The organism is Neobacillus sp. BF23-41 (genome assembly GCF_041106275.1).
Genome location: NZ_JBGBPR010000010.1, coordinates 17,508 through 40,570, shown reverse-complemented (window position 1 = coordinate 40,570; position 23,063 = coordinate 17,508). Strand labels below are relative to the sequence as shown.

At 37.8% G+C, this 23,063-nt stretch carries 20 protein-coding genes and 2 pseudogenes; 16 read left to right on the top strand and 6 right to left on the bottom strand.

Going from position 1 to position 23,063, the window contains the following annotated elements:
• Positions 1–356: 356 nt before the first annotated feature.
• Complete coding sequence (locus AB7942_RS16135; RefSeq protein WP_168241942.1) at positions 357–908, top strand: DJ-1/PfpI family protein; 552 nt, start codon at positions 357–359, stop codon at positions 906–908.
• A 96-nt stretch (positions 909–1,004) separates the two neighbouring features.
• Here AB7942_RS16135 and AB7942_RS16130 read toward each other — a convergent pair whose 3' ends face one another.
• The gene (locus tag AB7942_RS16130) at positions 1,005–1,628 is read right to left on the bottom strand and encodes a histidine phosphatase family protein (protein ID WP_369447644.1); all 624 of its coding nucleotides are present in this window, start codon (positions 1,626–1,628) and stop codon (positions 1,005–1,007) included.
• A 159-nt stretch (positions 1,629–1,787) separates the two neighbouring features.
• On the opposite strand from AB7942_RS16130, the gene AB7942_RS16125 reads away from it, so the two are divergent.
• On the top strand, positions 1,788–2,354 hold the full coding sequence (locus AB7942_RS16125; protein WP_369447643.1) for an MOSC domain-containing protein: 567 nt from the start codon (positions 1,788–1,790) through the stop codon (positions 2,352–2,354).
• Positions 2,355–2,521: 167 nt separating this feature from the next.
• Here the strand turns inward: AB7942_RS16125 and AB7942_RS16120 are convergent, their stop codons facing one another.
• Together AB7942_RS16120 and AB7942_RS16115 are read right to left on the bottom strand one after the other, a co-directional pair.
• Positions 2,522–2,995 carry a DUF4188 domain-containing protein gene (locus AB7942_RS16120; RefSeq protein ID WP_369447642.1) on the bottom strand — a complete coding sequence of 158 codons (474 nt, stop codon included), beginning with the start codon at positions 2,993–2,995 and terminating at the stop codon, positions 2,522–2,524.
• Between the two features lie 2 nt (positions 2,996–2,997).
• Entirely contained in the window at positions 2,998–3,552 is a 555-nt protein-coding gene (locus AB7942_RS16115; protein ID WP_369447641.1) for a PadR family transcriptional regulator, read from the bottom strand.
• A gap of 234 nt (positions 3,553–3,786) precedes the next feature.
• On the opposite strand from AB7942_RS16115, the gene AB7942_RS16110 reads away from it, so the two are divergent.
• The 7 genes from AB7942_RS16110 to AB7942_RS16080 all read left to right on the top strand — a co-directional run bounded on the left by AB7942_RS16110 (position 3,787) and on the right by AB7942_RS16080 (position 10,436).
• Positions 3,787–3,963: a hypothetical protein gene (locus tag AB7942_RS16110; RefSeq protein WP_369447640.1), complete on the top strand. Its 177-nt coding sequence runs from the start codon at positions 3,787–3,789 to the stop codon at positions 3,961–3,963.
• A 408-nt stretch (positions 3,964–4,371) separates the two neighbouring features.
• Positions 4,372–5,475: an amidohydrolase/deacetylase family metallohydrolase gene (locus AB7942_RS16105; protein ID WP_369447639.1), complete on the top strand. Its 1,104-nt coding sequence runs from the start codon at positions 4,372–4,374 to the stop codon at positions 5,473–5,475.
• A complete protein-coding gene (locus tag AB7942_RS16100; RefSeq protein WP_369447638.1) occupies positions 5,453–6,562 on the top strand; it encodes a DgaE family pyridoxal phosphate-dependent ammonia lyase in 1,110 nt (369 codons plus the stop codon). The genes AB7942_RS16105 and AB7942_RS16100 overlap by 23 nt, the downstream gene beginning before the upstream one ends.
• On the top strand, positions 6,559–7,314 hold the full coding sequence (gene dagF, locus AB7942_RS16095; protein WP_369447637.1) for a 2-dehydro-3-deoxy-phosphogluconate aldolase: 756 nt from the start codon (positions 6,559–6,561) through the stop codon (positions 7,312–7,314). The genes AB7942_RS16100 and dagF overlap by 4 nt, the downstream gene beginning before the upstream one ends.
• Positions 7,307–8,320, top strand: a complete 1,014-nt coding sequence (locus AB7942_RS16090; protein ID WP_369447636.1) for a sugar kinase — start codon at positions 7,307–7,309, stop codon at positions 8,318–8,320. The genes dagF and AB7942_RS16090 overlap by 8 nt, the downstream gene beginning before the upstream one ends.
• Positions 8,321–8,335: 15 nt before the next feature.
• Entirely contained in the window at positions 8,336–9,058 is a 723-nt protein-coding gene (locus tag AB7942_RS16085) for a GntR family transcriptional regulator (RefSeq protein ID WP_369447635.1), read from the top strand.
• A 52-nt stretch (positions 9,059–9,110) separates the two neighbouring features.
• Positions 9,111–10,436, top strand: coding sequence for a GntP family permease (locus AB7942_RS16080; protein ID WP_088085467.1), 1,326 nt, complete (start codon positions 9,111–9,113; stop codon positions 10,434–10,436).
• A gap of 118 nt (positions 10,437–10,554) precedes the next feature.
• Here AB7942_RS16080 and AB7942_RS16075 read toward each other — a convergent pair whose 3' ends face one another.
• On the bottom strand, positions 10,555–11,454 hold the full coding sequence (locus tag AB7942_RS16075; RefSeq protein WP_369447634.1) for a PhzF family phenazine biosynthesis protein: 900 nt from the start codon (positions 11,452–11,454) through the stop codon (positions 10,555–10,557).
• A gap of 160 nt (positions 11,455–11,614) precedes the next feature.
• Here AB7942_RS16075 and AB7942_RS16070 point away from each other — a divergent pair, with 160 nt between their 5' ends.
• Both AB7942_RS16070 and AB7942_RS16065 read left to right on the top strand, forming a co-directional pair.
• On the top strand, positions 11,615–12,508 hold the full coding sequence (locus AB7942_RS16070) for a LysR family transcriptional regulator (protein ID WP_369447633.1): 894 nt from the start codon (positions 11,615–11,617) through the stop codon (positions 12,506–12,508).
• 99 nt (positions 12,509–12,607) lie between these two features.
• Positions 12,608–12,733, top strand: a pseudogene (locus tag AB7942_RS16065) (PC4/YdbC family ssDNA-binding protein); the annotation flags it as partial.
• Between the two features lie 183 nt (positions 12,734–12,916).
• Here the strand turns inward: AB7942_RS16065 and AB7942_RS16060 are convergent.
• Positions 12,917–14,467: an RNA-guided endonuclease TnpB family protein gene (locus tag AB7942_RS16060; RefSeq protein ID WP_369447632.1), complete on the bottom strand. Its 1,551-nt coding sequence runs from the start codon at positions 14,465–14,467 to the stop codon at positions 12,917–12,919.
• Positions 14,468–14,681: 214 nt separating this feature from the next.
• Here AB7942_RS16060 and glsA point away from each other — a divergent pair, with 214 nt between their 5' ends.
• The 3 genes from glsA (at position 14,682) to AB7942_RS16045 (ending at position 18,044) form a co-directional block, all read left to right on the top strand.
• Entirely contained in the window at positions 14,682–15,611 is a 930-nt protein-coding gene (glsA, locus tag AB7942_RS16055) for a glutaminase A (protein WP_369447631.1), read from the top strand.
• Positions 15,612–15,964: 353 nt separating this feature from the next.
• A complete protein-coding gene (locus tag AB7942_RS16050) occupies positions 15,965–17,347 on the top strand; it encodes a M14 family zinc carboxypeptidase (RefSeq protein WP_369447630.1) in 1,383 nt (460 codons plus the stop codon).
• A 55-nt stretch (positions 17,348–17,402) separates the two neighbouring features.
• The gene (locus tag AB7942_RS16045) at positions 17,403–18,044 is read left to right on the top strand and encodes a pyridoxamine 5'-phosphate oxidase family protein (RefSeq protein WP_369447629.1); all 642 of its coding nucleotides are present in this window, start codon (positions 17,403–17,405) and stop codon (positions 18,042–18,044) included.
• A gap of 201 nt (positions 18,045–18,245) precedes the next feature.
• Here the strand turns inward: AB7942_RS16045 and AB7942_RS16040 are convergent, their stop codons facing one another.
• Positions 18,246–19,628 carry a VWA domain-containing protein gene (locus tag AB7942_RS16040; protein WP_369447628.1) on the bottom strand — a complete coding sequence of 461 codons (1,383 nt, stop codon included), beginning with the start codon at positions 19,626–19,628 and terminating at the stop codon, positions 18,246–18,248.
• A 433-nt stretch (positions 19,629–20,061) separates the two neighbouring features.
• On the opposite strand from AB7942_RS16040, the pseudogene AB7942_RS30550 reads away from it, so the two are divergent.
• Together AB7942_RS30550 and AB7942_RS16035 are read left to right on the top strand one after the other, a co-directional pair.
• A pseudogene (locus AB7942_RS30550) lies at positions 20,062–20,160 on the top strand (DNA replication protein DnaD); the annotation flags it as partial.
• A 77-nt stretch (positions 20,161–20,237) separates the two neighbouring features.
• Entirely contained in the window at positions 20,238–23,051 is a 2,814-nt protein-coding gene (locus AB7942_RS16035; RefSeq protein ID WP_369447627.1) for a DEAD/DEAH box helicase, read from the top strand.
• The last annotated feature ends 12 nt before the right edge of the window (positions 23,052–23,063 follow it).

The following is a 23,063-nucleotide window of genomic DNA, read 5'->3' as shown; positions in this document are numbered from 1 at the left end:
AACGAATACAAAGAATATGTTCCAATGAAGTCACATGGTTTAGACATACAGTGACTTGTACTGTTCGCCTTTTTTTTGCTTTATTCAAAATAAAGGGTCGTGTGGAACAGCGTTGTGAAACAAGAAAATCCGAGTCGTGACAGGCACGGAATCTCAGGATCAGGCTTGTTTATTTTAAATTAGAAAGAATCGTTCTCTAAACGAAAACGATCGAATCTTTCTTTTAGTAACGGGCGGTATTGTGTATGATCTTTGTTGGATATGAAGCTTTTTCAAATATAAGGGAATTATTAGAAGCATTATGAATATATAAATAAAGGCAATAGCCTAATTTTTTAACAGGGGGAGTTTTTAAAGTGTCAAAAAAAGTTTTAATCCTAGCAGGAGATGCTGTAGAGGCATTGGAAATTTATTATCCGTATTTTCGTTGTCTTGAAGAAGGCATCGAGGTACAAATAGCAGCACCATCAAAGAAGAAGCTGCAAACAGTAGTCCATGACTTTATTGGATGGGATACTTATACGGAAAGCAAAGGATACTTAATTGAAGCACAGTTAGCTTTTGAAGATGTAAATCCGGACGAATTCGATGGGCTCATTATTCCAGGAGGACGGGCTCCGGAATACATTCGCTTAAATGAAAATGTTCCAAGAATCGTCGCGCATTTTTTTGAAGCAAATAAACCTGTGGGGGCCATTTGCCATGCAGGTCAGGTATTAACAACCGTTCGTCAATATTTGGAAGGTCGAGAATTGACCGCCTATATCGCCTGTAAGCCGGATGTAGAAGCAGCAGGGGCAACCTATATTACAAATCCTCTTCATGTTCAAGGCAATCTCGTTTCGGGGCATGCATGGCCAGATCTTCCGGGGTTCATGAAAGAGTTTATTAATCTATTAAACCAATAAGACTATTATCTGATTATCATTTAGTAATCTAGAAATAAGACATAATGGATACAGATTCAAGGGGCAGCTTGAGGAGTGGGCTGCCCTTTATTTTAGTTAGTATTTATCTCGAAAAGAAGTGTCAGCAATCCTGTCTACATAAAATTCACCGTTCAAATATTTGATTACAGAGACACTGCAATTATCATGGTGAGGATAACCGCTCATTTTTGCTAATTGCATTAAGTAGTTGCCTATTGTTACCCCATGTGAAAATACTAGGACATTTCCACCCTCATTTTTATGCTTATGAATGATTTCATCGATAGCAGAGCTTGTTCGTGAAAATAGCTGTAAATAGGATTCCCCTTCAGGTGCTGACATATTTATATCGTTAAGACTAAATAATGTCTCTAGGATATTCCCATATTGAGCTAGAATTTCCGTTTGTAATAGGGATTCCAAAACACCAAAGTTCATTTCCTTTAGACGTGGATCAGTAATGATGGGGATGTTTCGATGGCCAATGGCATACCTAGCCGTATCTACTACTCTCTGGCTTTCACTTGCGTATACTGCTTTAAATTCTATATCAGATAAACCGATTCCTACAGATTTAGCCTGTTCAATTCCTTTATCTGTAAGTGGTGAATCACAAAATCCCTGTAATCGCTTCTCTACATTAAAATGGGTCTCCCCATGCCGAACAAAATAAAGCTTCACTTCTTTTTCAGAGGACACGCGTAAACACCTGCTTTGTATTGGAATTAATTGATTGATAAAATAAATTTTACCACATCTTTCGAGTAGTTTGTTATTAAATAAACCAAGCATTTCCAGTCCAACCTAGGTTGTGAGGTATTATTTTTAGGAATTGTTTGTACGAAAAGGAGTTTTCTTTTGAAAAAAGTCTGGGCAAACATAAATGCGGTATTAATTGCAGATAATCCAAAGACATTTGTAACTAGAAGAATATCAGAAGCAAATCTTGAGTTTGGGGGGATTCGTGGGGATCGCCACTTTGGTATTACCAGTAAGGCTGATTCAAGGCAGCCGATGTATCCACGAGGAACAGAGATTCTAAACCGCCGCCAAATAACGATTGTGTCTGTGGAAGAATTAGACAGGATTGCAGAAGAATTAGGTGTTGAATCTGTTCTGCCTGAGTGGTTAGGGGCTAATGTATTGGTAAAGGGATTTCCGGAATTAACAAAACTCACTATGGGTTCACGTATCCTTTTTCCAAGTGGAGCAGGATTAATATGTATGGGTGAAAACCAGCCTTGTACCTTACCTGGTGATGAAATCCAAAAGCATTATGATGATCATGTGAAGTTATCCCTCCGTTTTGTACGTGCAGGTTATAAGCGGCGGGGGATCGTATGTGCAGTAGAAAGGCCTGGAATCATTTACGAAAATGATGAAGTCCAGGTTTTGGTTAATGATTTTAAAAATCCGATGCAATAAATAGAAGAGAATGAAACAATTCGATTGGTTGACTGTAAAAAATTGGACATAAAATATCAAATAACAGGCGAACAGTGACAGTACTGTTCGCCTGTTATATAGAATAAAGTTGTTCGTGGAACATCGTTGTGAAACAAGAAAATCCGGGGCGTGACAGGCACGGAAACTCAATGGTTTAGCCGTTTTTTAGCTGAATTTCGTTCTGCAGTAATTGGAATATGTTTCAGTGCTTTACCTAAGCCGTAGTAGGGCATATTTCCATAAATAGATTCATAAGATCGATTTTTTATTTGATAGGTTTCGTGGTAAATGCCAACAGCATCATTGTTTCCTACCTTTTTATTAAAATTTTCCCATGCACTCAAATGCTTCTCATTTTTTGCATAAGCGAGTAGGTCTTCCATTGAACGCCAATATTGAATCATTGCAGTCGTTCTAAGTCCGAAATAGCTTTCCATCGATAAAAATCCCAATTCATCTTTGTTCGTATAAAGCTCCTTAATCATCCCAGGCATTGCATTAAATACTGGTAACCACTTATGAAGTGCAAATCGCTTGTTAACTCTCATTCCAATGATAAAAACGACAATATCCTCTGTATTCTCAGTGGTATAACGCCCAGTATAGATATGTTTGGCCATTACTAATCCTCCTTAGTTAAAAACTTCTCAAGAGTAACCTCGCACCAGTCCATGGCTGCCTTCGTGGTCCTTTTTCCATAATCTAATGTAAACAACCAATACATTGAATCCTCCACGTTATCTTTGTGATTAACAATGGCCAGTTCGATCGATAAATAAGTTTGGTAACGCCCTTCTAACTTTTGCTTGTAATTCTGTAAAAGCAAGACCGTCTTTTCTCTGGACTGATAGCGGCCAAAAAACAATTTAAGCAAAATTTCATTTCGTTCAACAGGAAGTTGTTCTATGGGATGCTCCAACCAATTTTTTAAAGTTTCTATTCCTTTTGAAGTGAGGAAGTACTCATTTCTATCCGGCTTTCCTGGGTTTGATGAAGTACGAACTTCTGCTAATCCCTCTTGGACGATTAATTTAAGAGTTGGGTATATTTGACCATAACTTATCTTCCAGAAATGATTTAAGCTCTGATCAATGAGCTGTTTAATGGCGTAACCAGATTTGCAGTCAGTGGTTAAAATTCCTAAAATCGCATAGAGTGTATCGTTATAATTTTTCAAATGTCCTCACCTATCTAAAAGATATATAACCTTTAGATATATATTATTAAATAAACTAAAAAAGAACAGGTAAAGTTTTCGGAATAGGAAAATAATTAAAGTTTGGTATATATGGACAGAAAAACTAATTAATCGTTTTGATTTTTGATAAGTTATGCTAATAGAGAGTGAGTGCCGCTGTATGGGTTCATAATCTATAAAATTCGTAGTTAAAAGCTAAATTAATAGTCAAGTATGGTGATGAAAGAGGGGTATATTTTTGAACAAGGGATGGAACCGATTTGGTTTATCGAAAAAGAAGAACAATCAATCGAAATGAGTAAAATTGCCTTAGTGCTGTGGGATGCGGAATTATCGATTTCTTCAAAACCAAAGAAGATAAAAAGTGGGAAGCGATGCTTGCTGACCTAGTCAAGGATAAACTGTTATTCATGAGGTACAAGAATTAACCAAGAATTTATCATTAAAGTTGTTTAACAGTTATCATTCTATAATTGTGAAAACAAGAAAAAAATACCTAATGAATCTGCGATTTTAAATATATATTGGGTGGTTTAAAAATTTACCAATAAAAGATGTACCAAAAGGAACTTTTGGGGCATTTTTTGTGCTTGTATTTGCTTTTATCAAGAAATGAGTAATGAATAATAAATTTGAAAAGATTATATAGAAGGTATGAAACGGATCCTAAACATTATAACGTTATATTGACTCGAGTGGAATTACGTGGTAACCTACTCTTGTAAGAAAAACAAAAAAGGTAGATGTAACCGTATACAAGTACCCATTTTATTAGGTTTACCGAAAAGGATGAGGGAAATGAAAGATTGTTTTGTATTACAGAATGTAAAACTAGTCAATGGAAGTTCTGTAGACATCAAAGTAGAAAATAAAAAAATCCAAAACGTTGTTCCGGCGGGAACTGGAAATGGCGGGAAGGCAATTGACTTTAAGCATAAAGTAATTGTTTCCAGCGGCTGGATTGATATGCATGTCCATGCCTTTCCTGAATTTAATCCATATGGGGATGAAGTGGATGAGATTGGCTATAAAACAGGAGTAACAACGATTGTTGATGCCGGCAGTACTGGCGCTGATCGTTTGCCAGACTTAGTAAACAGCTGTAAAAAGTCGAAGACGAATGTTTTTGCCTTTTTAAATATTTCACGAATTGGTCTAAAGCGAATCGATGAACTAACCGACCTTTCTTGGCTGGATGAAGATGCTTTAAAAGGAGCCATAGCCGAACACAAAGATTTTATTATTGGACTGAAAGCTAGGATTAGTAAAAGTGTCGTGGGTCCAAATGGAGTAGAACCATTAAAAATGGCCCGGAAATTTTCTAAGGACACTGAGTTGCCGCTGATGGTTCATATTGGTTCAGGGCCACCGGATATTAATGATGTCCTCGATTTACTTGAGAAAAAAGACATTATCACCCATTACTTAAATGGGAAAGCCAATAATTTATTTGATGAAGCTGGGAAACCTCTTCCGAAGCTGCTGGATGCCATTAAACGGGGAGTACATTTGGATGTTGGCCATGGAAACGCTAGCTTCTCTTTCCAAACGGCAGAGCAGGCGAAAGAGTATGGTATTCACTTCGATACGATCAGCACGGATATCTATCGAAAAAATCGCTTGCACGGCCCAGTTTATAGTATGGCCAGTGTACTATCTAAATTTTTGTATTTAGGATATCCCTTAAAAGAGGTCATTGATGCCGTTACAGTTAAAGCGGCAGACTGGTTGAATAAGCCGGCACTCGGAAGAATTTCAGTCGGAGATTTAGCTAACCTCACATTATTTTCTATAGAGGATGAAGTGACTCAGTTGATGGATTCTGAAGGAGAAGAACGAACAGCAGAGCAGAATATTGTCGTAAAAGGAGTGGTAATCAATGGAGAATACATTGAATGCTAAATATGGTTTGAAAAGGGTTATCAATGCAAGCGGGAGGATGAGTATTTTAGGTGTTTCAGCTCCCACAGACACCGTAATGGAGGCCATGAAAATAGGCGGGCAAAATTATGTTGAAATCGCTGATTTAGTCGATAAAGCAGGACAGCATATCGCTGGGCTGCTTCAATCAGAGGCAGCGGTTGTCGTGAACTCAGCATCGAGTGGAATCGCTCTTTCGGTAGCAGCAATCGTGACTGAAGGAAACAGACGAAGAAGCGAAAGACTTTATCAAGAAACGATTCAAAAAAATGAAATCATCATGCTGAAGGGCCATAACGTTCAATACGGGGCTCCGGTGGAAACGATGGTTTTCCTCGGCGGCGGAAAATTAGTGGAAGTCGGTTATGCCAATGAGGGCAAAGCGGAGCACATTGCCGATGCAATTACTGAAAATACGGCGGCGATTCTTTTCGTTAAATCCCACCACGCTGTTCAAAAAAATATGATTTCGGTTGAAGAAGCATGGGAAGTGGCGCAAGCGAATCATGTTCCATTGATTGTCGATGCAGCTGCGGAGGAAGATTTAAAGAAATATGTACAAGTGTCCGATTTAGCGATTTATAGCGGCTCGAAGGCGATTGAAGGTCCAACGTCTGGTATCGTTGCCGGAAAACAAAACTATATCGATTGGCTTAAGGTTCAACTGCACTGCATTGGCAGAAGCATGAAAGTCGGTAAAGAAACAACCTTTGGACTTTTGCAGGCTTTGGATGAGTATTTTGTCAAGATCGACAATAGCGAAAAGGAAAAAGCCAGTCTGGCTGTTCTCAAATCACTTGAATCCATTGACGGTGTAAAAGTAACGATTGTACAGGATGAAGCGGGACGTGCCATTTTTAGAGCTCGGATTCAGATTGATCCGGCTGTGACCAAAACAACTGCGAAGGAAGTAAATGACCAGTTAAGGAATGGTGAAATTGCGATTTATACCCGTGATTACGGAATTCGACAGGGCTTTTTCGATCTTGATCCACGACCATTACAGGGTGACGACATTTACGTAATTGAAGCCCAATTAAGAGCCATTTTAGGAGGAAGCGAACAATGACAAACATCGAAAAACGTTTTTATCACAACCGAGTCGCATTGAATGTGCTGGCTAATAGTATTGAAAATGCCATCGAAGTTTTTGAAGCGGCGGAAGGTCATGTATTAGTCGGAGTCCTTTCCAAGGATTATCCTACGGTAGAGGCTGCTGTGACAGCGATGAAGGAATATGGGGCAGCGATTGATGAAGCCGTATCTATTGGCCTTGGCGCTGGGGATAATAAACAAGCAGCAGTGGTAGCGGAAATCGCTAAATTTTATCCAGGTAGTCATATCAATCAAGTGTTTCCTGCTGTCGGGGCAACACGTGCCAATTTAGGGGAGAAAGAGAGCTGGATCAATTCTCTTGTATCACCAACTGGAAAAGTAGGGTACGTAAATATTTCTACTGGTCCTGTAAGTGCGGCAGTTGGTGAAACAGCCATTGTTCCAATCAAAGCGGCGATTGCCTTAGTGCGGGATATGGGAGGAAATGCCTTGAAATACTTCCCGATGAAAGGCTTAAAGCATGAGGAAGAGTTCCGTGCCGTTGCACAAGCTTGCGGTGAAGAAGGGTTTGCCTTAGAACCAACTGGAGGCATTGATTTAGATAATTTTGAGACCATTTTAGAAATTGCATTGGAAGCAAAAGTGCCTAAAATTATTCCTCACGTTTATTCTTCTATTATTAATAAGGAAACTGGAAAAACAAATCCGGATGATGTGAGGACACTACTCGCCATTACTAAAAAATTGGTTGAAAAACATGCCTAAACAAATTGTTGCATTCGGTGAAGTAATGATGCGTTTGCAGGTGCCGGGATATGAATTACTGACTCAGGCTAACACATTACAATACTCTTTTTCAGGCACGGGAGTTAACGTTGCTTCTGCGATGACCAAGCTAGGCTATGATGGCTATCTTGTGACGAAATTACCAGAGAATCCTTTAGGTGATGCAGCCCTTTCTTTCTTAGGGCGATTGGGAATCAATCGGAAATTTGTTTGTAGAGGCGGAAAATATCTTGGGTTGTATTTTTTAGAAAATGGTTTTGGACATCGGGCTAGCCGGGTTACCTATACCAATCGCCTGGAAAGCAGCTTTAATACCGCCCATGTTTCGGATTATGATCTGGATTTGATTGCCGAACAAACAGATATCATTCACTTTTGCGGTATTACGCTTGCCATGACCGATGGTGTCCGTGCTAGTATGAAAGAGCAGGCTAAAAAGGTAAAAGAAAAAGGTGGATTGGTTTGTTTCGATTGTAATTACCGCCCTTCCTTATGGGAGGGAGGGTACAGTGAGGCGAAACCTCATTATGAAGACATGCTGGCTTTGGCTGATATCGTCATGATGAATGAAAAAGATGCAATGTATATTTTAGGAATGGAGACAGCAGAAATCTCCCGAGAGGAACAGCTGAAAGACCTCATTCCTAAGGTAGCAAAACACTTCGATATTCAAACGATTGCGGGAACACACCGAGGGATTAATAGTGATAATACCCATTCTATACGGGGATATTTGTATAAAGATGGGCAGTTTCACTTCTCAGAAAAGATTTCTTTTTCCGTATATGATCGAATTGGAGCCGGAGATGCTTTTACTAGCGGGATTTTGCATGGCGAGCTGACTGGATTTTCACCTGAGAAAACAGTCCGGTTTGCAGCTGCAGCAGGAATGCTGGCCTGCACCATTGTTGGAGATACCCCGATGTCGACGGAAGCTGAGATCTTGTTCGCCATGGCCGGAACCATTGATGATATAAAGAGATGAAGGAGCGAGTAGGGAATGAATGTGAATCGAAAAAAGGGACCTATGTACTTACAAATAAAAGAAATATTGAAGGATCGTATTTTACATGGTGTTTATGCAATTCACACGAACATTCCCTCCGAGCCTCAATTAGAAGAAGAATTTAATGTAAGCAAAATTACTATACGGAATGCCATTAAAGAACTGGTTCAAGAAGGATATCTGGAGAAGAAAAGTGGTAAAGGAACAAAGGTCATCGCGAATGTATCGTCTGCGAAGCTTTCAAAAGGGAAACGCTTTACGGAACTATTAGTAGAAGAAGGCCACCACATCACCAAAAAGGTGTTAAATATTAAAAAGGCTGAATTGTCTCCAAACTCGGAACTTTATTCTTTATTTGGAAGCCATTGTGTCCAAATTGAACGACTCTACTTATTGGACAACGAGCCCTATATTCATTTCACTCATTACATCTTATTAGACATAAGTGAGGAAGAATTAGAGGATGTCAATATCGGATCTTTGTACCGCTTTTTAGAAGAGCAAAACATTAGACTGGAATCATTCCGAGATGAGTTTGCCGTTTCGATTGCACCTAGTCATGTTAGTGAAAAATTAAACGTAGAAAAAGACACAGTGGTGTTAAAAAGAATTCGTCGTTCCTGTGATGATGAAGGAAATGTACTGGAATATAGCGCGGGTTACTATAATACAGGTAAACAAAATTATATTGTTAATTATAATGATTCCATTCAGTAACCCATTTTTTTGAATAGTATGTAAGCGATTTCTTAGGGGAGAGTGAGAAAATATGAGTTTATATTTAATAGGTATTACGTTAGCAGCCATTGTGATCGTTATTTTAGGAGTATCGTGGTGGAAATGGCATGCATTTATCAGTTTAACTGTCGCCGGCCTGTTTCTAGCTGTTTTTTCTGGCGTACCAATGGACAAGATTGTCACAGCCTATGAAACGGGAGTGGGCGCTGTCCTTGGACATCTGATTGGAATTTTAGCGTTGGGAACCATCTTAGGTAAAATGATGTCTGACTCAGGTGCGGGCATGCAAGTAGCCGATTTCTTTATCAAAAAATTCGGTGTGAAATATCTACCATGGGCGATGCTTCTTTCTGGTTTTATTATTGGTATTCCTGTGTTTTTTGAGGTTGGTCTAGTAATCTTGCTGCCTTTGGTTATTTCGATTCGCAAATCTACTAAACAAAACATTCTTTTAATTGGTATTCCGGTGCTTGCCGGATTGTCGATTGTGCACGGATTAGTTCCTCCGCATCCTGGTGCGATGACAGCGATTGGCATTTATAATGCAAACTTAGGACATGTAATGCTTTATTCATTAATTATTGCTTTTCCAACTGCCGTCATTGCAGGACCTTTATTTTCAAAATGGATTCAAAAACGGGTAACTCCTGTTGGAGAACCGGAATTAATCCGCGTGGTGACAAAGTCAAGCGGGTTACCAAGTACAGCGATTTCGTTTTTCATTATCTTGCTGCCTGTTATATTAATTATGTTAACGGTAATTGCCCCATATCTTTCACTGCCAGGTGCTATTGAAAAATTTCTATTGCTTATTGGCAGTCCGGTTATTGCTTTACTAATTTCATGTTTTGCAGCCTATTTCTTCTTGGGCTTCCGCCAGGGTATGGACAGGACGTTAATTAAAAAATTAACGGAAGAATGTTTATTGCCATTAGCTTCGATTATTCTCATAATTGGGGCAGGCGGAGCATTCAAGCAAATTCTAATTGAAAGCGGTGTAGGGACAGCGATTGCAGCAATGTCCGAGCAAATGTCCTTATCACCGATTGTCCTAGCCTTCCTAGTTGCGGGATTAATCCGAGTCGCTACCGGTTCAGCAACTGTTGCGCTAACAACCGCAGCCGGAATTGTTTCTCCAGTAGTGGAGCATATGTCAGGTGTTAACCTAGAATTATTAGTTATTGCTACTGGTGCAGGTTCATTAATGCTTTCACATGTTAATGATGCCGGTTTCTGGTTGGTAAAAGAATATATGGGATTGACTGTTAAAGAAACATTCAAGACATGGACAGTTATGGAAACACTCCTTTCTTTCGTCGCCTTTATTCTAGTTTTAATTTTGGATGTATTTGTTTAAGGTTAACTTTGTCGAAATGCGAACAGTGCAATTGCACTGTTCACATTTCCACAAAATCTAATAAACTTCCGGGCGTGACAGGCACGAGAATGTTGCACCTAAAGATAAGATAGTATCTTTATAAAATGTTGATATTCCCTTCAATCGTTATTACTGCTGTTCCAGCTACGTCAATGATTGGTTCATTATTTTCAGAATGAATCGTTATATATAATGTACCCGGTCTGCCAATTGCATGACCTTGACCTATTTTAAGTTGATGAGGTTGCTTTTTTGAAAGAAATCCTTCTAAAAACAAATACCCGGCTAATGCACCATTTGCTGCACCAGTTACAGGATCCTCATTGATTCCGATACCAGGGGCGAAATCCCTTGTATAAATATCAAACTCCCCATTTGTATCAAAGGTAAATAAATGAGTGGTTGAAATATTATGCTCCCGATTCATGCTGCCTAACTCTTTTAGTTGCGGCTCAGCTAAATCAATGGCTTTACGTGTTTTCACTGGAACAAGAAGATGCCAGTTTCCAGTATTGCTTAGTTTAATTGGATATCTTTCATCTAGATCAGTTGTTTGAATACCGACTAGTTGGGCAAGCGTGTCTTTATTGATTTCGATTTCTTTGACCTTTGGAGCGACCTGGGTCATAGAAACACTAATAAGTTGATTGTTTTCTTTTATCCATTTTACTGGAATCAGTCCTACGTTGGTTTCAAATACAATCTGATCAGCTTTATTTAACCAATTGTATTTGGTTCCAAGTAACCAGGAAAGACCAATTGTTGCATGGCCGCAAAAATTGATTTCCTCAAGCGGTGTAAAATATTTTACTTTAAAATCTGCATGTGGATGAGAAGAAGGCATTAAAAAAACAGACTCTGGAAGGTTCAATTCATTTGCAATTTTTTTCATGTCTTCCTCCCTTAAATTTTTCGCATCGGGAATAACCCCCGCAGGATTTCCACCAAACGATACATCAGTAAAAGCATCAATATGGTAAACCGGGATTTGTTTCATGTTTCTCCTCCTTGAAATGATCTTTTGTACTTTAATCATATGCACTAATTTTGTATAAGTAAAATGAATATTATGAATTGAATACATGGGAAATTTTCATATAAATCTATCTCAAGAATAAATACGTGCCCCCTATTTTAGATAAATTAAGGAGGAAACCATGTCGCTTTTTCAATTTGAAGTATTTCTTAAGGTTGTAGACACTGGAAATTTTACGAAGGCTGGCGAAAATTTAGGACTCACACAATCTGGTGTCAGTCATAATATATCTGCTTTGGAGTCAGAACTGGGGATTATTCTTTTAAATAGAGGCAGAAATGGAGTTTCATTGACGGATGCAGGAAAACGGATTATTGGACATATGAGAAATATAGTTTCAGAGTCGGAACAGATTAAACAAAAGACGGCTGCTATTCTTGGGATAGAAATGGGTAAAATCAAGATAGGAAGTTTTCCAAGCACTTCAGCTAAATTATTGCCTGGCATTATATCTTATTTCAAAAGCAGGTATGAAGGGATTGAGTTGGAGCTATATGAGGGGAGCTATGACGAAATTACTGAATGGGTAGAAAATGGAGTTATTGATATTGGATTTGTATCGTTGCCGGTTAAAAGGTTGGAGACGATCCCTCTTTTAAAAGATAAATTAGTTGTGCTATTACCTAGCGATCACCCTTTCCGTGAACATAGGTCCTTAACCATAGAGCAGTTATCGCAGGAACCCTTTATCATGCCAAAGGCAGGCTGTGAGGTGCTGGTCAAGAAAAGGTTTCAATCAAATGGATTACAGCCTAATATTCATTTTGAGGTGGAAGATAATCAAACCATAATTTCAATGGTTCAAGAAGGACTGGGGCTAACAGTGATTCCTCAATTAACATTACCAAATTGGTTAACACAAGTTTCTACTGTTGAACTTGTTCCTGAAACCTATCGTACTATTGGATTAGCAGTAAAGTCTAGGAAGGATTGTACGCCTGCTGTAAAAGAATTCATAATTGCCTCGCAGAAATTTGTGAAAACAAATAGCGAAAATAACAAACCCTATCTCTAGGATTACAAAGTTCCTAGGACAGAGGAAGTAGTAAGTTATATATATATTTTAGTGCAAAGTTTGACTAAAGAAATAATGATGGATTGGAGGCCAAGGATGATGGCTGAAATTAAATTTGAAATAAAAGAGACTATTGGGGCAATTTCACAGTCCCCAAAAGGCTGGAGCAAAGAACTAAATCTGATTAGTTGTAACGGAAAAGAGCCCAAATATGATTTACCTGACACTCCGCACGCATAAATGCGGCGGGTTCTATTATCTAAGCTTCTACTTACCTCTCTCTAGCGCCATTCTAAGAATGCCTAGGTACAACAATAAGTCACTCACTTAGTTCATAGAATCTTTCTTAAACAAACAACCTGACGGTTGTTTAGCGTTTGGTAGGTAGGTCACACCTGATATTCTAGTTTAAGATACTTCAATCCCCATGCTAAAAATGGTAGGCATAGATAATTTTAAACGGCTAATTTCTAAATCATGATTCTTGATAAAGTTTTCAAAAGTTTCAGCGCATAAATCTTTGTCAATTTTGTCTAACGTTGTATTTATATTTTTTATTAAAAATGCGGAATACAAATCCCGTTGAATAGTAAAATTACCTACTTGGCTCCATCGTTGATGGAGTTTTTTCTTTTGGAAATCATCGGTTTCATGGTTATATTGACTTGCCTTAGCTGTCCAAGTATTTATTTGATGAAAATTAGCACCTAAAAATTTACACTTGTATTCCAAAATAGAAACTAACAATGCGGGAGCTTTGTTTGCGATTGATTTCCCGAATCTCTTTTTACGTTGAAACCTACCGGTTTTCTCACTTATTTTGGTTTCCTTTGCTCGTTTTTGAAGTGCTTGATAGTTCATCGTTTCAACAAAAAACTCATTTCCTGTAGCTAAAATAATATTGGCTAACTGGCAATGAGATTGTCTCCGCTTCGCTGCTTGTTTTCGTTGGATATCTTGTATTTTATTGCGCAATTTAATGTAGTTGTTAGAAAAATTCCATCTATCGAGATTTTCTTTTTTAAAGGTTCCATCAGGATTGAATTTATTAGGGTTTGTGTAACGTTTGGAACGGTCCATTTTTCGTAAAATCAAACGTTTTTCGTTTTCGAGGTTATCTAATTCGGGTGCTAGTTCTCTCAACAACGCAACTTCATCCGAGGCTACAGCCATTGTTTGAGTGCCAGGATCTATGCCCGTTCGACCTTTTCCCAATCGTACTTTAAACAAACCAGTAGCTTTATCTCGTTTGCGTGGCGGTATTCCTTTCATAATTAATTGCACAAAGTATCTCATTTTCCCACGAATCATTTTACGAATAATACGACAGTATTTAATGTTTTTAAGGTTTTTTAAAACTTCTTTGGCGTAAATATCCATCGATTTGACCGTAACTGACACTTTCGTACCCATAACGTTTATGAAATATTTACTACCTTCTTTACGGAACGTAATGCCTGACTTATTTGTTTTCCCTTCAATAGAAGTCATAGATCCATATTTTTTAAAATGTACTTTTTTTCCGTTTCCATAACGTTTTTTTTGGTAAGAACCCCAGGCACGGCTGGCTAACTTTTGAGCAGTGTTAATATCTAATACGCCTTCAAAATGACGTTTCGTTGGTGCGACAAAATCATGAATTGCGTATTCAGATAATCCAATAGAAAATTCAATTTCTTTTTGCTTATTATACAAAGATCGAAGTTCCTTTTCTAAAAATTTTATCTCTTTCTTGTTCTTTAACATTTTAATTTTACTATTAACGGCTTTTATACATCTCTTGTTTTTTCGGTATTGTTTGTTGTCTTGAACCAATCTGTGCCTTTTTAATATTTCACTCAAACAAGCATTTTGAATTTTTCGAGAAACTTCAAAGATTTTATCAAAAGAAATAATATGGAAATCTGTTGTATTCATCGGCAAAGTTAATACAAAACTAGATTCTTCATAATTTGACATCTCTCGAAACCTCCGAACATTAGTTCTGTTTTAAGTATATCAAAACAAACAGAAATCTTCCAATAAAATCTTTATTAATTAATAAATAAAACTGAATTCCTCCCCATACTTGAAAGTAGGGGCTTCCTTCGGTATGTTTTTTGGTGAACATTTTGTTGGTTTCTATTGGAATGCTCGCCCTATCATTCGCCCATACTACTATGGGTGATGCAAAATGCCATGTCAAAAAAGTGACGATTTACGGCGATTAGTGGAAGAGGCAAAAAGATATACAAAAGATGGCAAGGTTGCTGACTATATTCCCGAGCTGGCTAAAGCAAATCCAGGTGATTTGTCTATTGCTATTAATTATCCTGACGGAAGATGTTTCTCAGCGGGAGATATTGATAAAAAGATGACGCTCCAAAGTATCTCAAAGGTTATCAGCTTAGCTCTTGTTTTAATGGAAAGAGGTTTTCATTATGTATTTGAACGGGTTGGGATGGAGCCTACTGGAGACCCCTTTAATTCGATTGCCAAATTAGAAACAATGGCACCAGCTAAACCGTTAAACCCGATGATCAATGCAGGGGCACTTGTGGTGACTCATATGATTAAAGGGGATTCAGTAGAGGATCGGTTTAATCGGTTATTAGGCTTTATCCGGGAATTGTCGGGCGACCCTTCGGTTGGATATAGTGAGAAGGTAGCCCGATCCGAATTTGAATCTGCTGATTTAAACCGGGCATTATGTTATTTTCTCAAACAGCATAAAATCATCACTGAAGATGTTGAAACATTATTGGATTTATACACAAAACAGTGTGCTGTCGAAATGAATTGTTTGGATTTAGCGAGAATCGGCATGATTTTTGCGATGGATGGAGTGGATCCTCTTAACGGAAAACGGTTTATGCCCGACGATGTAGCAAGAATTTGCAAAACTTTTATGGTTACGTGTGGAATGTATAATGCATCGGGCGAATTCGCCATAAAAATAGGTATTCCGGCTAAAAGTGGTGTATCAGGCGGAATCATGGGGGCTGTTCCTGGTAAATTTGGAATTGGAATTTTCGGGCCTGCATTGGATGAAAAAGGGAACAGTGTTGCTGGACTTAAACTTTTGGAACTTTTATCAAGAAATTATCGACTGAGTATGTTTTAAGGTAAAGCTGAAGTAATGGAAGCTGTCAGAAAATACAATTGTTATATGACGGATTTTATTAAATAACTAGTGGATTCCCAGTATTATATCGAATGGTCAAAGACTCCTGACCCGAACCTGCCACTGTTCCCTCAAATGGGAATATGTCTAATAAATGAAGTGTATCAAAAAGGACCAGGTTTGGTCCTTTTCCTTTTTATTATTATCAATAACAAGAGACAAGTTAAATTAATAATTGATACATGCAAGTTGTTTTGAAACTATGCTACCATATATCTGTGTTGCTCTACCGTAAAGCATGGACACATTATGAAGCCATGAAATACTTAAATGAAATGAAAGGAAACTATTACATGAATTTTCAATCTGTTGTTGCTAATGTTCCTGATTATAAAGCTTTTCTGACTGTAGATGAAATGGATGAGAGCTGCAGGAAGCTTGCTAATGAGTTTCCCGATCTCGTTACCGTATTTGAGGCTGGAAAATCTCGAAAGGGACATTCGATTTTATGTATGAAAATTGGAGATGGTCCAAAGAATGCTTTATGCTTTGCCTGTCCTCACCCTAATGAACCTATTGGTGCCATGACACTCGAGTACTTTTCTCGTGCTTTGGCTGAGAATGACGAATTACGAGAAGGATTAGGCTTTACATGGTACATGATTAAATGTATCGACCCTGACGGTGTTCGTCTAAATGAAAACTGGTTCAAAGGGCCGTTTAATGTGTATACCTACACGAAAAATTATTTTCGGCCAATCGGCTATGAACAGGTGGAATGGACTTTTCCGATTGATTACAAAGAGCTGCATTTTCACAACCCGCTACCTGAAACCCAAGCTTTAATGACATTAATACAAGAGATAAAACCAGAGTTTATGTATTCCCTCCATAATGCAGGGTTTGGGGGAGCTTATTGGTACATAACACAAGATCTGCCAGAGCTGTATGAAAGTTTGAGGGATTCAGCTATTAAACAAGGTATCCCCTTAAATTTAGGAGAGCCTGAAGAACCTTTCATAACGAAATTTTCTCCAGCTATCTTTAAAAATATGACAATTGCTGAAGCTTATGATTTCATAGAAAAATTTAGCGGTGAAAAGCCAAATATAAAAAATGGAACTTCGAGTTCAGACTATGCATCGAGCGTAGCAGACTGTGTAACTCTTCTTACTGAGCTGCCTTATTTTTTTGATTCTCGAATTGAGGATTTGGGTGAGGGGGAAATCACACGGAAAGAAGCCATTTTACAGGGGGTAAAACAATCACAAGCTCATTTTGCCCGCCTAGATAAGCTGCTAACAGAAGTCCGCCCTTATATCTGTGAAGAGAACCCATTTGTAAAACTGGTAGAAGAAGTGATTCAGTATATTAGAGAAGGCAGTGAGGCCAAAATCAATTGGGCTGAAAGTAATCCTGAATTTGAAAAAAATGCTTCCATGGCAGAGATTTTTGATAATTTACAAGCTGCAAAGTTTTACAATGGCTTGTACTTAGGTTTAACCGTTCGTACTTGTGAATATGAAATCGAACGGCTTAGGCAGCAAAAAAATAAAGAAGAAATCGCAATGAGCAAACTTATGGAAACCTGTGAGAAAGGTGAACAGTTCTTAGTAGACTATTGCGGAAATCTAGAAATTGAGCTTGATTATAAGGCGATTCCGATTCAAAAGCTTGTACGTATTCAAGTAGAGAGTGGACTGATAGTGGCTAATTACATTCGTAATAATCGATAAACATAAACACTGAGGAACCAGTTACATTGCTAGAATAAGGAAGGGGAGTATAGTAATGCCGGTACCTAATCTTACATGTAAAGATAAAATTGAAACAGAGGATGAATTACGTTCTATTATAGGGGAACCGAGTGAACTAGTTAGAAAAAAGGTGATTTCCTATGTAGACGATCATTGTAAGGATTTTATTTCCCGCTCTCCTTTTCTAGTGATCTCTACATCTGATGCTTCTGGATATTGCGATGTTTCACCTCGTGGAGACATGCCTGGGTTTGCTCTTGTACTTGATGAAAAGCATATCATTATTCCAGAACGGCCAGGGAATAAAAGAATAGATACAATGCGGAATATTTTATCCAATCCAAAGGCAGGTCTTCTTTTTCTGATTCCTGGACTGGGGGAAACATTAAGAGTAAATGGAAAAGCATACTTGGTGAAAGATGACATTCTCCTTGAACGAATGGCCCATCATGGAAAGAAACCCTTGGTTGGAATCTGCATTGAAGTGGAAGAATGCTTTATTCATTGTGCGAAAGCGATGAAACGTTCAGGCCTTTGGGAACCAGAAACATGGAGTGAAAAGGATTCACTGCCAAATGCAGCAAAAATCCTAATAGACCATACGAAAATTCCCGACATGACCGAAAAGGAACTAAACAAAGCGCTCCAAGTAGATTATTTGACCGAACTCTACTAAAGAAAGGTAGAGCGGTTCTTTTTGTGCCAGACGTGTCCCGATCCTAGGTGCCTGTCCACTCAGAGATGATATTGTGAGGATGGGCACTTTTTTGGAGAGTTCAAATAAGGCGAACAGTGACTGACACTGTTCGTCTTGTCTGTCATTTACTTGTGTAAAATCTATGATTATATGATTCGAAATAAATTAGTCGAAAATCCATTATCTGATTCTGCTTGTAACTTTTTGGATTAATCCTTTTGCAGTTGACGCTTTTACCCATTTAGGGTATTCCTGCATCAATAAATCATATAACTCATTGTCAGAAATGGATTGAGGATCTTCTACACTGAAGAAATCAGCATTATCTATGTACCGACCTGATAGGTTATCAAGTTCTTCTAAGAATGAAAAATCGGATTGAAATGCTCGAAGGAATCCCCGCTTTTTAGTCCCTTTGTTAGATTTTCCAATCGCCATGAATTGCCAGAATAGAGGCTCGAAGGATGAGCTTTGGATATGATGGATCGTTTCTTGTTCATCAAAGGTAGCACCATCCGTTACAAACATAACATAAATTGGTACATCATTTGAAAGCGGCTTGTTCCGTTTGGACGCTGATCCAAAATAATGCTGGCGTATCATTTTCATTGCCTTTCCGTAATAAGTGCTCCCCTCTAATGGGTGTCTCTTAATAAGTTTATTAACAAATCCGTTAAAGTTATCAATGGTCAATTCTCCAGCATCATGTGCCTTAGCTCCAAACAAGAAGATATCTATGGAGCCATCGTCATCAAACCGGGTGCCTAAAGCTAGTATCCGTTCTGCAAATTCTTGTATTTTTCCGGAGCGGTAAAGGGCTGACATGGAACCCGATATATCCAAACAAAGTGCAACCTTTGCATTATGGTTTTGCAAGCCCACTTTTTCTAAAGAGATGACTGCTTTTTTAGAAAGTTCGAGTATTTTTGGTGCTTGTTTCTCCATCTTCTTTTCAAGCAATATCTTTTTATTATTGATCGGTGGTGAAGGAGGTGGAGGTGTTGCAGCAGTCATTGTAGGTGGAGGTGCTGGCTGGGACTGTTCTTCTGCGACCTCTCCGCCAAAATCCTTCAAAAGTGCTGCAAGCCCGCCATCAAACCCACGGCCTACCGATGAAACTCTCCAAAGATCTTTATAATATATTTCAGTAATAATGATGGCTTTTTCATTCATGAAGTCACTGCTATTAAAGGAATATTCCATGATTGATAGACCGTTTGCTTTAATATTAAGAGAACCAGATGAAATAGTTCCCATTGTTCCATCGCCATCGATTGTGGCAGTAAATACTAGATATTGTGAGGATGATGGAAGCTTTGATAAGTCGATATGGTATGTACCTTTTCCGCTGCTATGCGCTTGAAGTTGGATTTCGTTAAAGGGAGAGTGCAGTTGGTTATAGAAAATCATATATCGATCATCTATTAGTTTTTTGTCAGCGTTCAAACCGAAACAAGTAACATCAATATCAAATTTCGAATTAACGTTAATCTCGACCTGCAATTGAAGGGCAGGGGTAAAATCGATTAATTTAACTTTTTCTCCCCGAATTAATGTTTTCATAATTTCCTCCTTAAAATTGTTGTAATGGACAAATGTTCAATAGCTTTTAAGTGTTGGCTAATATTTCCTTTTTCACTATAATCATATATTGGTAGAAGGATATCAAGCAACCGAAAAATGAAAAAACTTATAGTGTCATGAACCTAAAAGTCACCTAAACAGATAAATGCTTTCACACAAAAAAGGGTGAAAAATCACCAAAACTGCAAAAAGCGCCCTCAAAAGTGAAAAATGGTTATTCGCTTTACTCCGCCAATCTCGCTATCGTAGAAGTACTTAGACGAGGGCTTTTACATAAAGCCCTCGCAAAGGACAAGGTGATGAAAATTATCATAAACTTTTCACATTTTAATGAAAAACATATGACCGTTTTCTTCATTTAACACTATATGAATTATGAAGGAATTTATTAGAAGAAAGGCAGTGGTTGAGGATGGCAAAGTTTAGAATGGTTCGCACTGATTTTTGGAAAAATCCGATGGTTTCAGAAGAGATGACTCCAGAGGATAGTGGATCTTTTTATTTACACCTAAATATAGTACAATTTTCACATATCCAATAAATAACATTATAGTTATAGATAGTAAACATTTAGTCAGGAGCAAACCAATGGAAGCGGTAGAAAAGAAATTAATCGTAAATTCCGACAAGGGTAATCTATTAAGAGAGTTAGTAAAATCGATGAATGAGTGTGAGCGGTTTTATTTTAGTGTCGCATTTATTAACTTCAGCGGTCTTCAACTTCTCCTAGATCCATTAAAGGAAGCCGAGTCAAGGGGCGTAAAAGGAAAGATTATTACTTCCACGTATCTCAATTTTACAGATGCAAAGGCTCTAGAGAAAATTAGAGAGTTCAATAATGTCGAGTTAAAGGTTTTTGTTACGGATAAAGAGATTGGTTTCCATACGAAAGCATACATATTTGAGTACCAAGATAGCTACAAAGTGATAATCGGCTCCTCGAATATCACTCAAAGCGCTCTGAAAAGCAATATTGAGTGGAATGTTGAGATAGTAACAAAAGAGGATGCCCGCTTTATACAGGATGTTTTAAAGGAATATGATTATCTTTGGAATATGAGTGAAGAAGCGGATCAGGATTTCATAAGAAGGTATGAAGAATTCCTTAAGAGTCTCAAAAATAGCCAAGTAACTCATCAAATGATTTATGAAAACAAACAATATATTGTCCCTAATAGAATGCAAAAACGGGCAACTGAGAATTTAGAAAGACTGAGAAGCTTTGGGGAGAAAAAGGCTCTTGTGATCGCAGCAACCGGTACAGGAAAAACGTATATGTCGGCTTTTGATGTAAAGAGCTTAAAACCCAAGAAACTCTTATTCATTGTTCATAGGGAAGAGATTTTGAAAAAAGCTAAGGAAACTTTTGAAATGCTTCTACCTAATGAGGGTTTTTCTTTTGGCTTACTTACAGGAAATCATAAGCAAAAAAATGTTGATTATGTGTTTGCCACCATTCAAACCATTTCTAAATGTTTTCATGAATTTGAAAAGGGTGAATTCGATTATCTAATCGTTGATGAAGCCCATCATGCAACAAGTCCAACCTACCAAACCGTCTTAAATTATTTCGATCCAAAGTTTACACTGGGGATGACGGCAACTCCAGAACGAAGTGACGGATACAACGTTTTTGACCTTTTTGATAATAATGTCGCAATAGAAGTGCGATTACATGAAGCTCTAGAGGACGAGTTGGTTATTCCTTTTCACTACTTTGGGATTACGGACATAGAAGGTATTGATTTGAGTGATGTGAATATTGACGATGTTGGTGAAATCACAAAGCGGTTAAAGGTAAATGAACGGGTAGACTTTATTATTGAAAAAATGGACTTCTATGGTCACGACGGAGACAAAAGAAAGGGCCTTGGTTTTTGTGTCAGTATTGAGCATGCCCTGTACATGGCTAGTGAGTTTAATAAGCGAGGTTATAAAAGTGTTTGTTTGTATGGTGCCGACTCACCAGAAACACGTGAAAGACATATTAATCGATTAGAAAGTGACCATGACGAGTTAGAATTTATTTTTACCGTAGATATTTTTAATGAAGGGGTGGACATTCCTTCTATCAATACCGTGCTTATGTTAAGACCAACCAACTCTCCGATTGTGTTTATTCAGCAGTTAGGAAGAGGATTACGAAAGCATGCAGATAAAAGCTTCTTAACCGTTCTTGATTTTATCGGAAACCATAATAAAGCCTTTCTCATTGCGCTGGCACTAAACGGAAGTCGTTACTATGATAAAGAAAGCTTGAAGGTAGCTATAGCAACTGATTTTGCTAATATTCCTGGTTGTACTCATATCCAAATGGATAAGATTTCACAGGAAAGAATTTTGGCTCAGATCGATAGTGAAAACTTCAATTCTATGAAGTATTTGAAAGAAGAGTACTTTGAATTTAAAAAGCTACATCAGGGACGAATTCCATATTTATTATTGGATTATCTGAAATATGATGGTGCGCCGGATCCTGTAAAATTTATCGATCGCGAAAAAACTTATATATCATTCTTGAAAAAAGTAGAGAAGGATGACTATTTAAAAGAGCTTTTACAGAACGAGACTTTCGAAGGAGCATTAAAAGAATTATCAAGCAAGTTACCACTTAAGCGAATATATGAATTTGTTATCATCCGGTATTTGTTAGAGCATGAGGAAATAAATCTAGAAATCGCAAAGAATCAAATCTTAAAGTTATTAACAGATGTAGATGATGATAGCATACTTCATGCTTTTGAGTGCTTAAATCAAAACTACTATGATAGCGTTCAAATTAAGAATAAGCCTAAATTGGTTCATTATAGCAGTGGAAAGTTGGCGAAGACTCAACTTTTTAGTGATCTATTAAGAAATGAGGATTACCGAAAGTTTATTGAAGACACCATTACTTACGGGATTTTCCGTTACGAAAAAGAGTTTAAGACGGAATACTACGGTGTTCCACACTTTAAACTATACGAGCAATATCAAATGATGGATGCCGCATTACTTTCTAACTATCGAAAAATTCATAGTTCCTTTAGGGGTTCAGGGTTGCTTGCTAACGGAAAAGAATATTTCCTATTTATTGATTTGCATAAAGAAGAGGATGTAAAGGAAAGTATTAACTACAAAGATAAATTTATCAATGAGCGATACTTTCAATGGCAATCACAAAATAGTACTGCCCAACATTCTGAAAGAGGGCAGAATATTATTTTTAATAAGCAACGTGGTGTTAATCTTCATTTATTTGTGAGGAAGTACAGAGAAATAGATGGAAAAAACGAGCCTTTCATTTATATTGGAAAAGGAGATTCGGTCCAATATGAAGGTGAAAAACCTATCACGGTAAAGATTAAACTAGAGCACGAAATCCCTGCAACACTATATACAGAGTTTACGAAAAAAGTGTAGTCTTCTCATTCG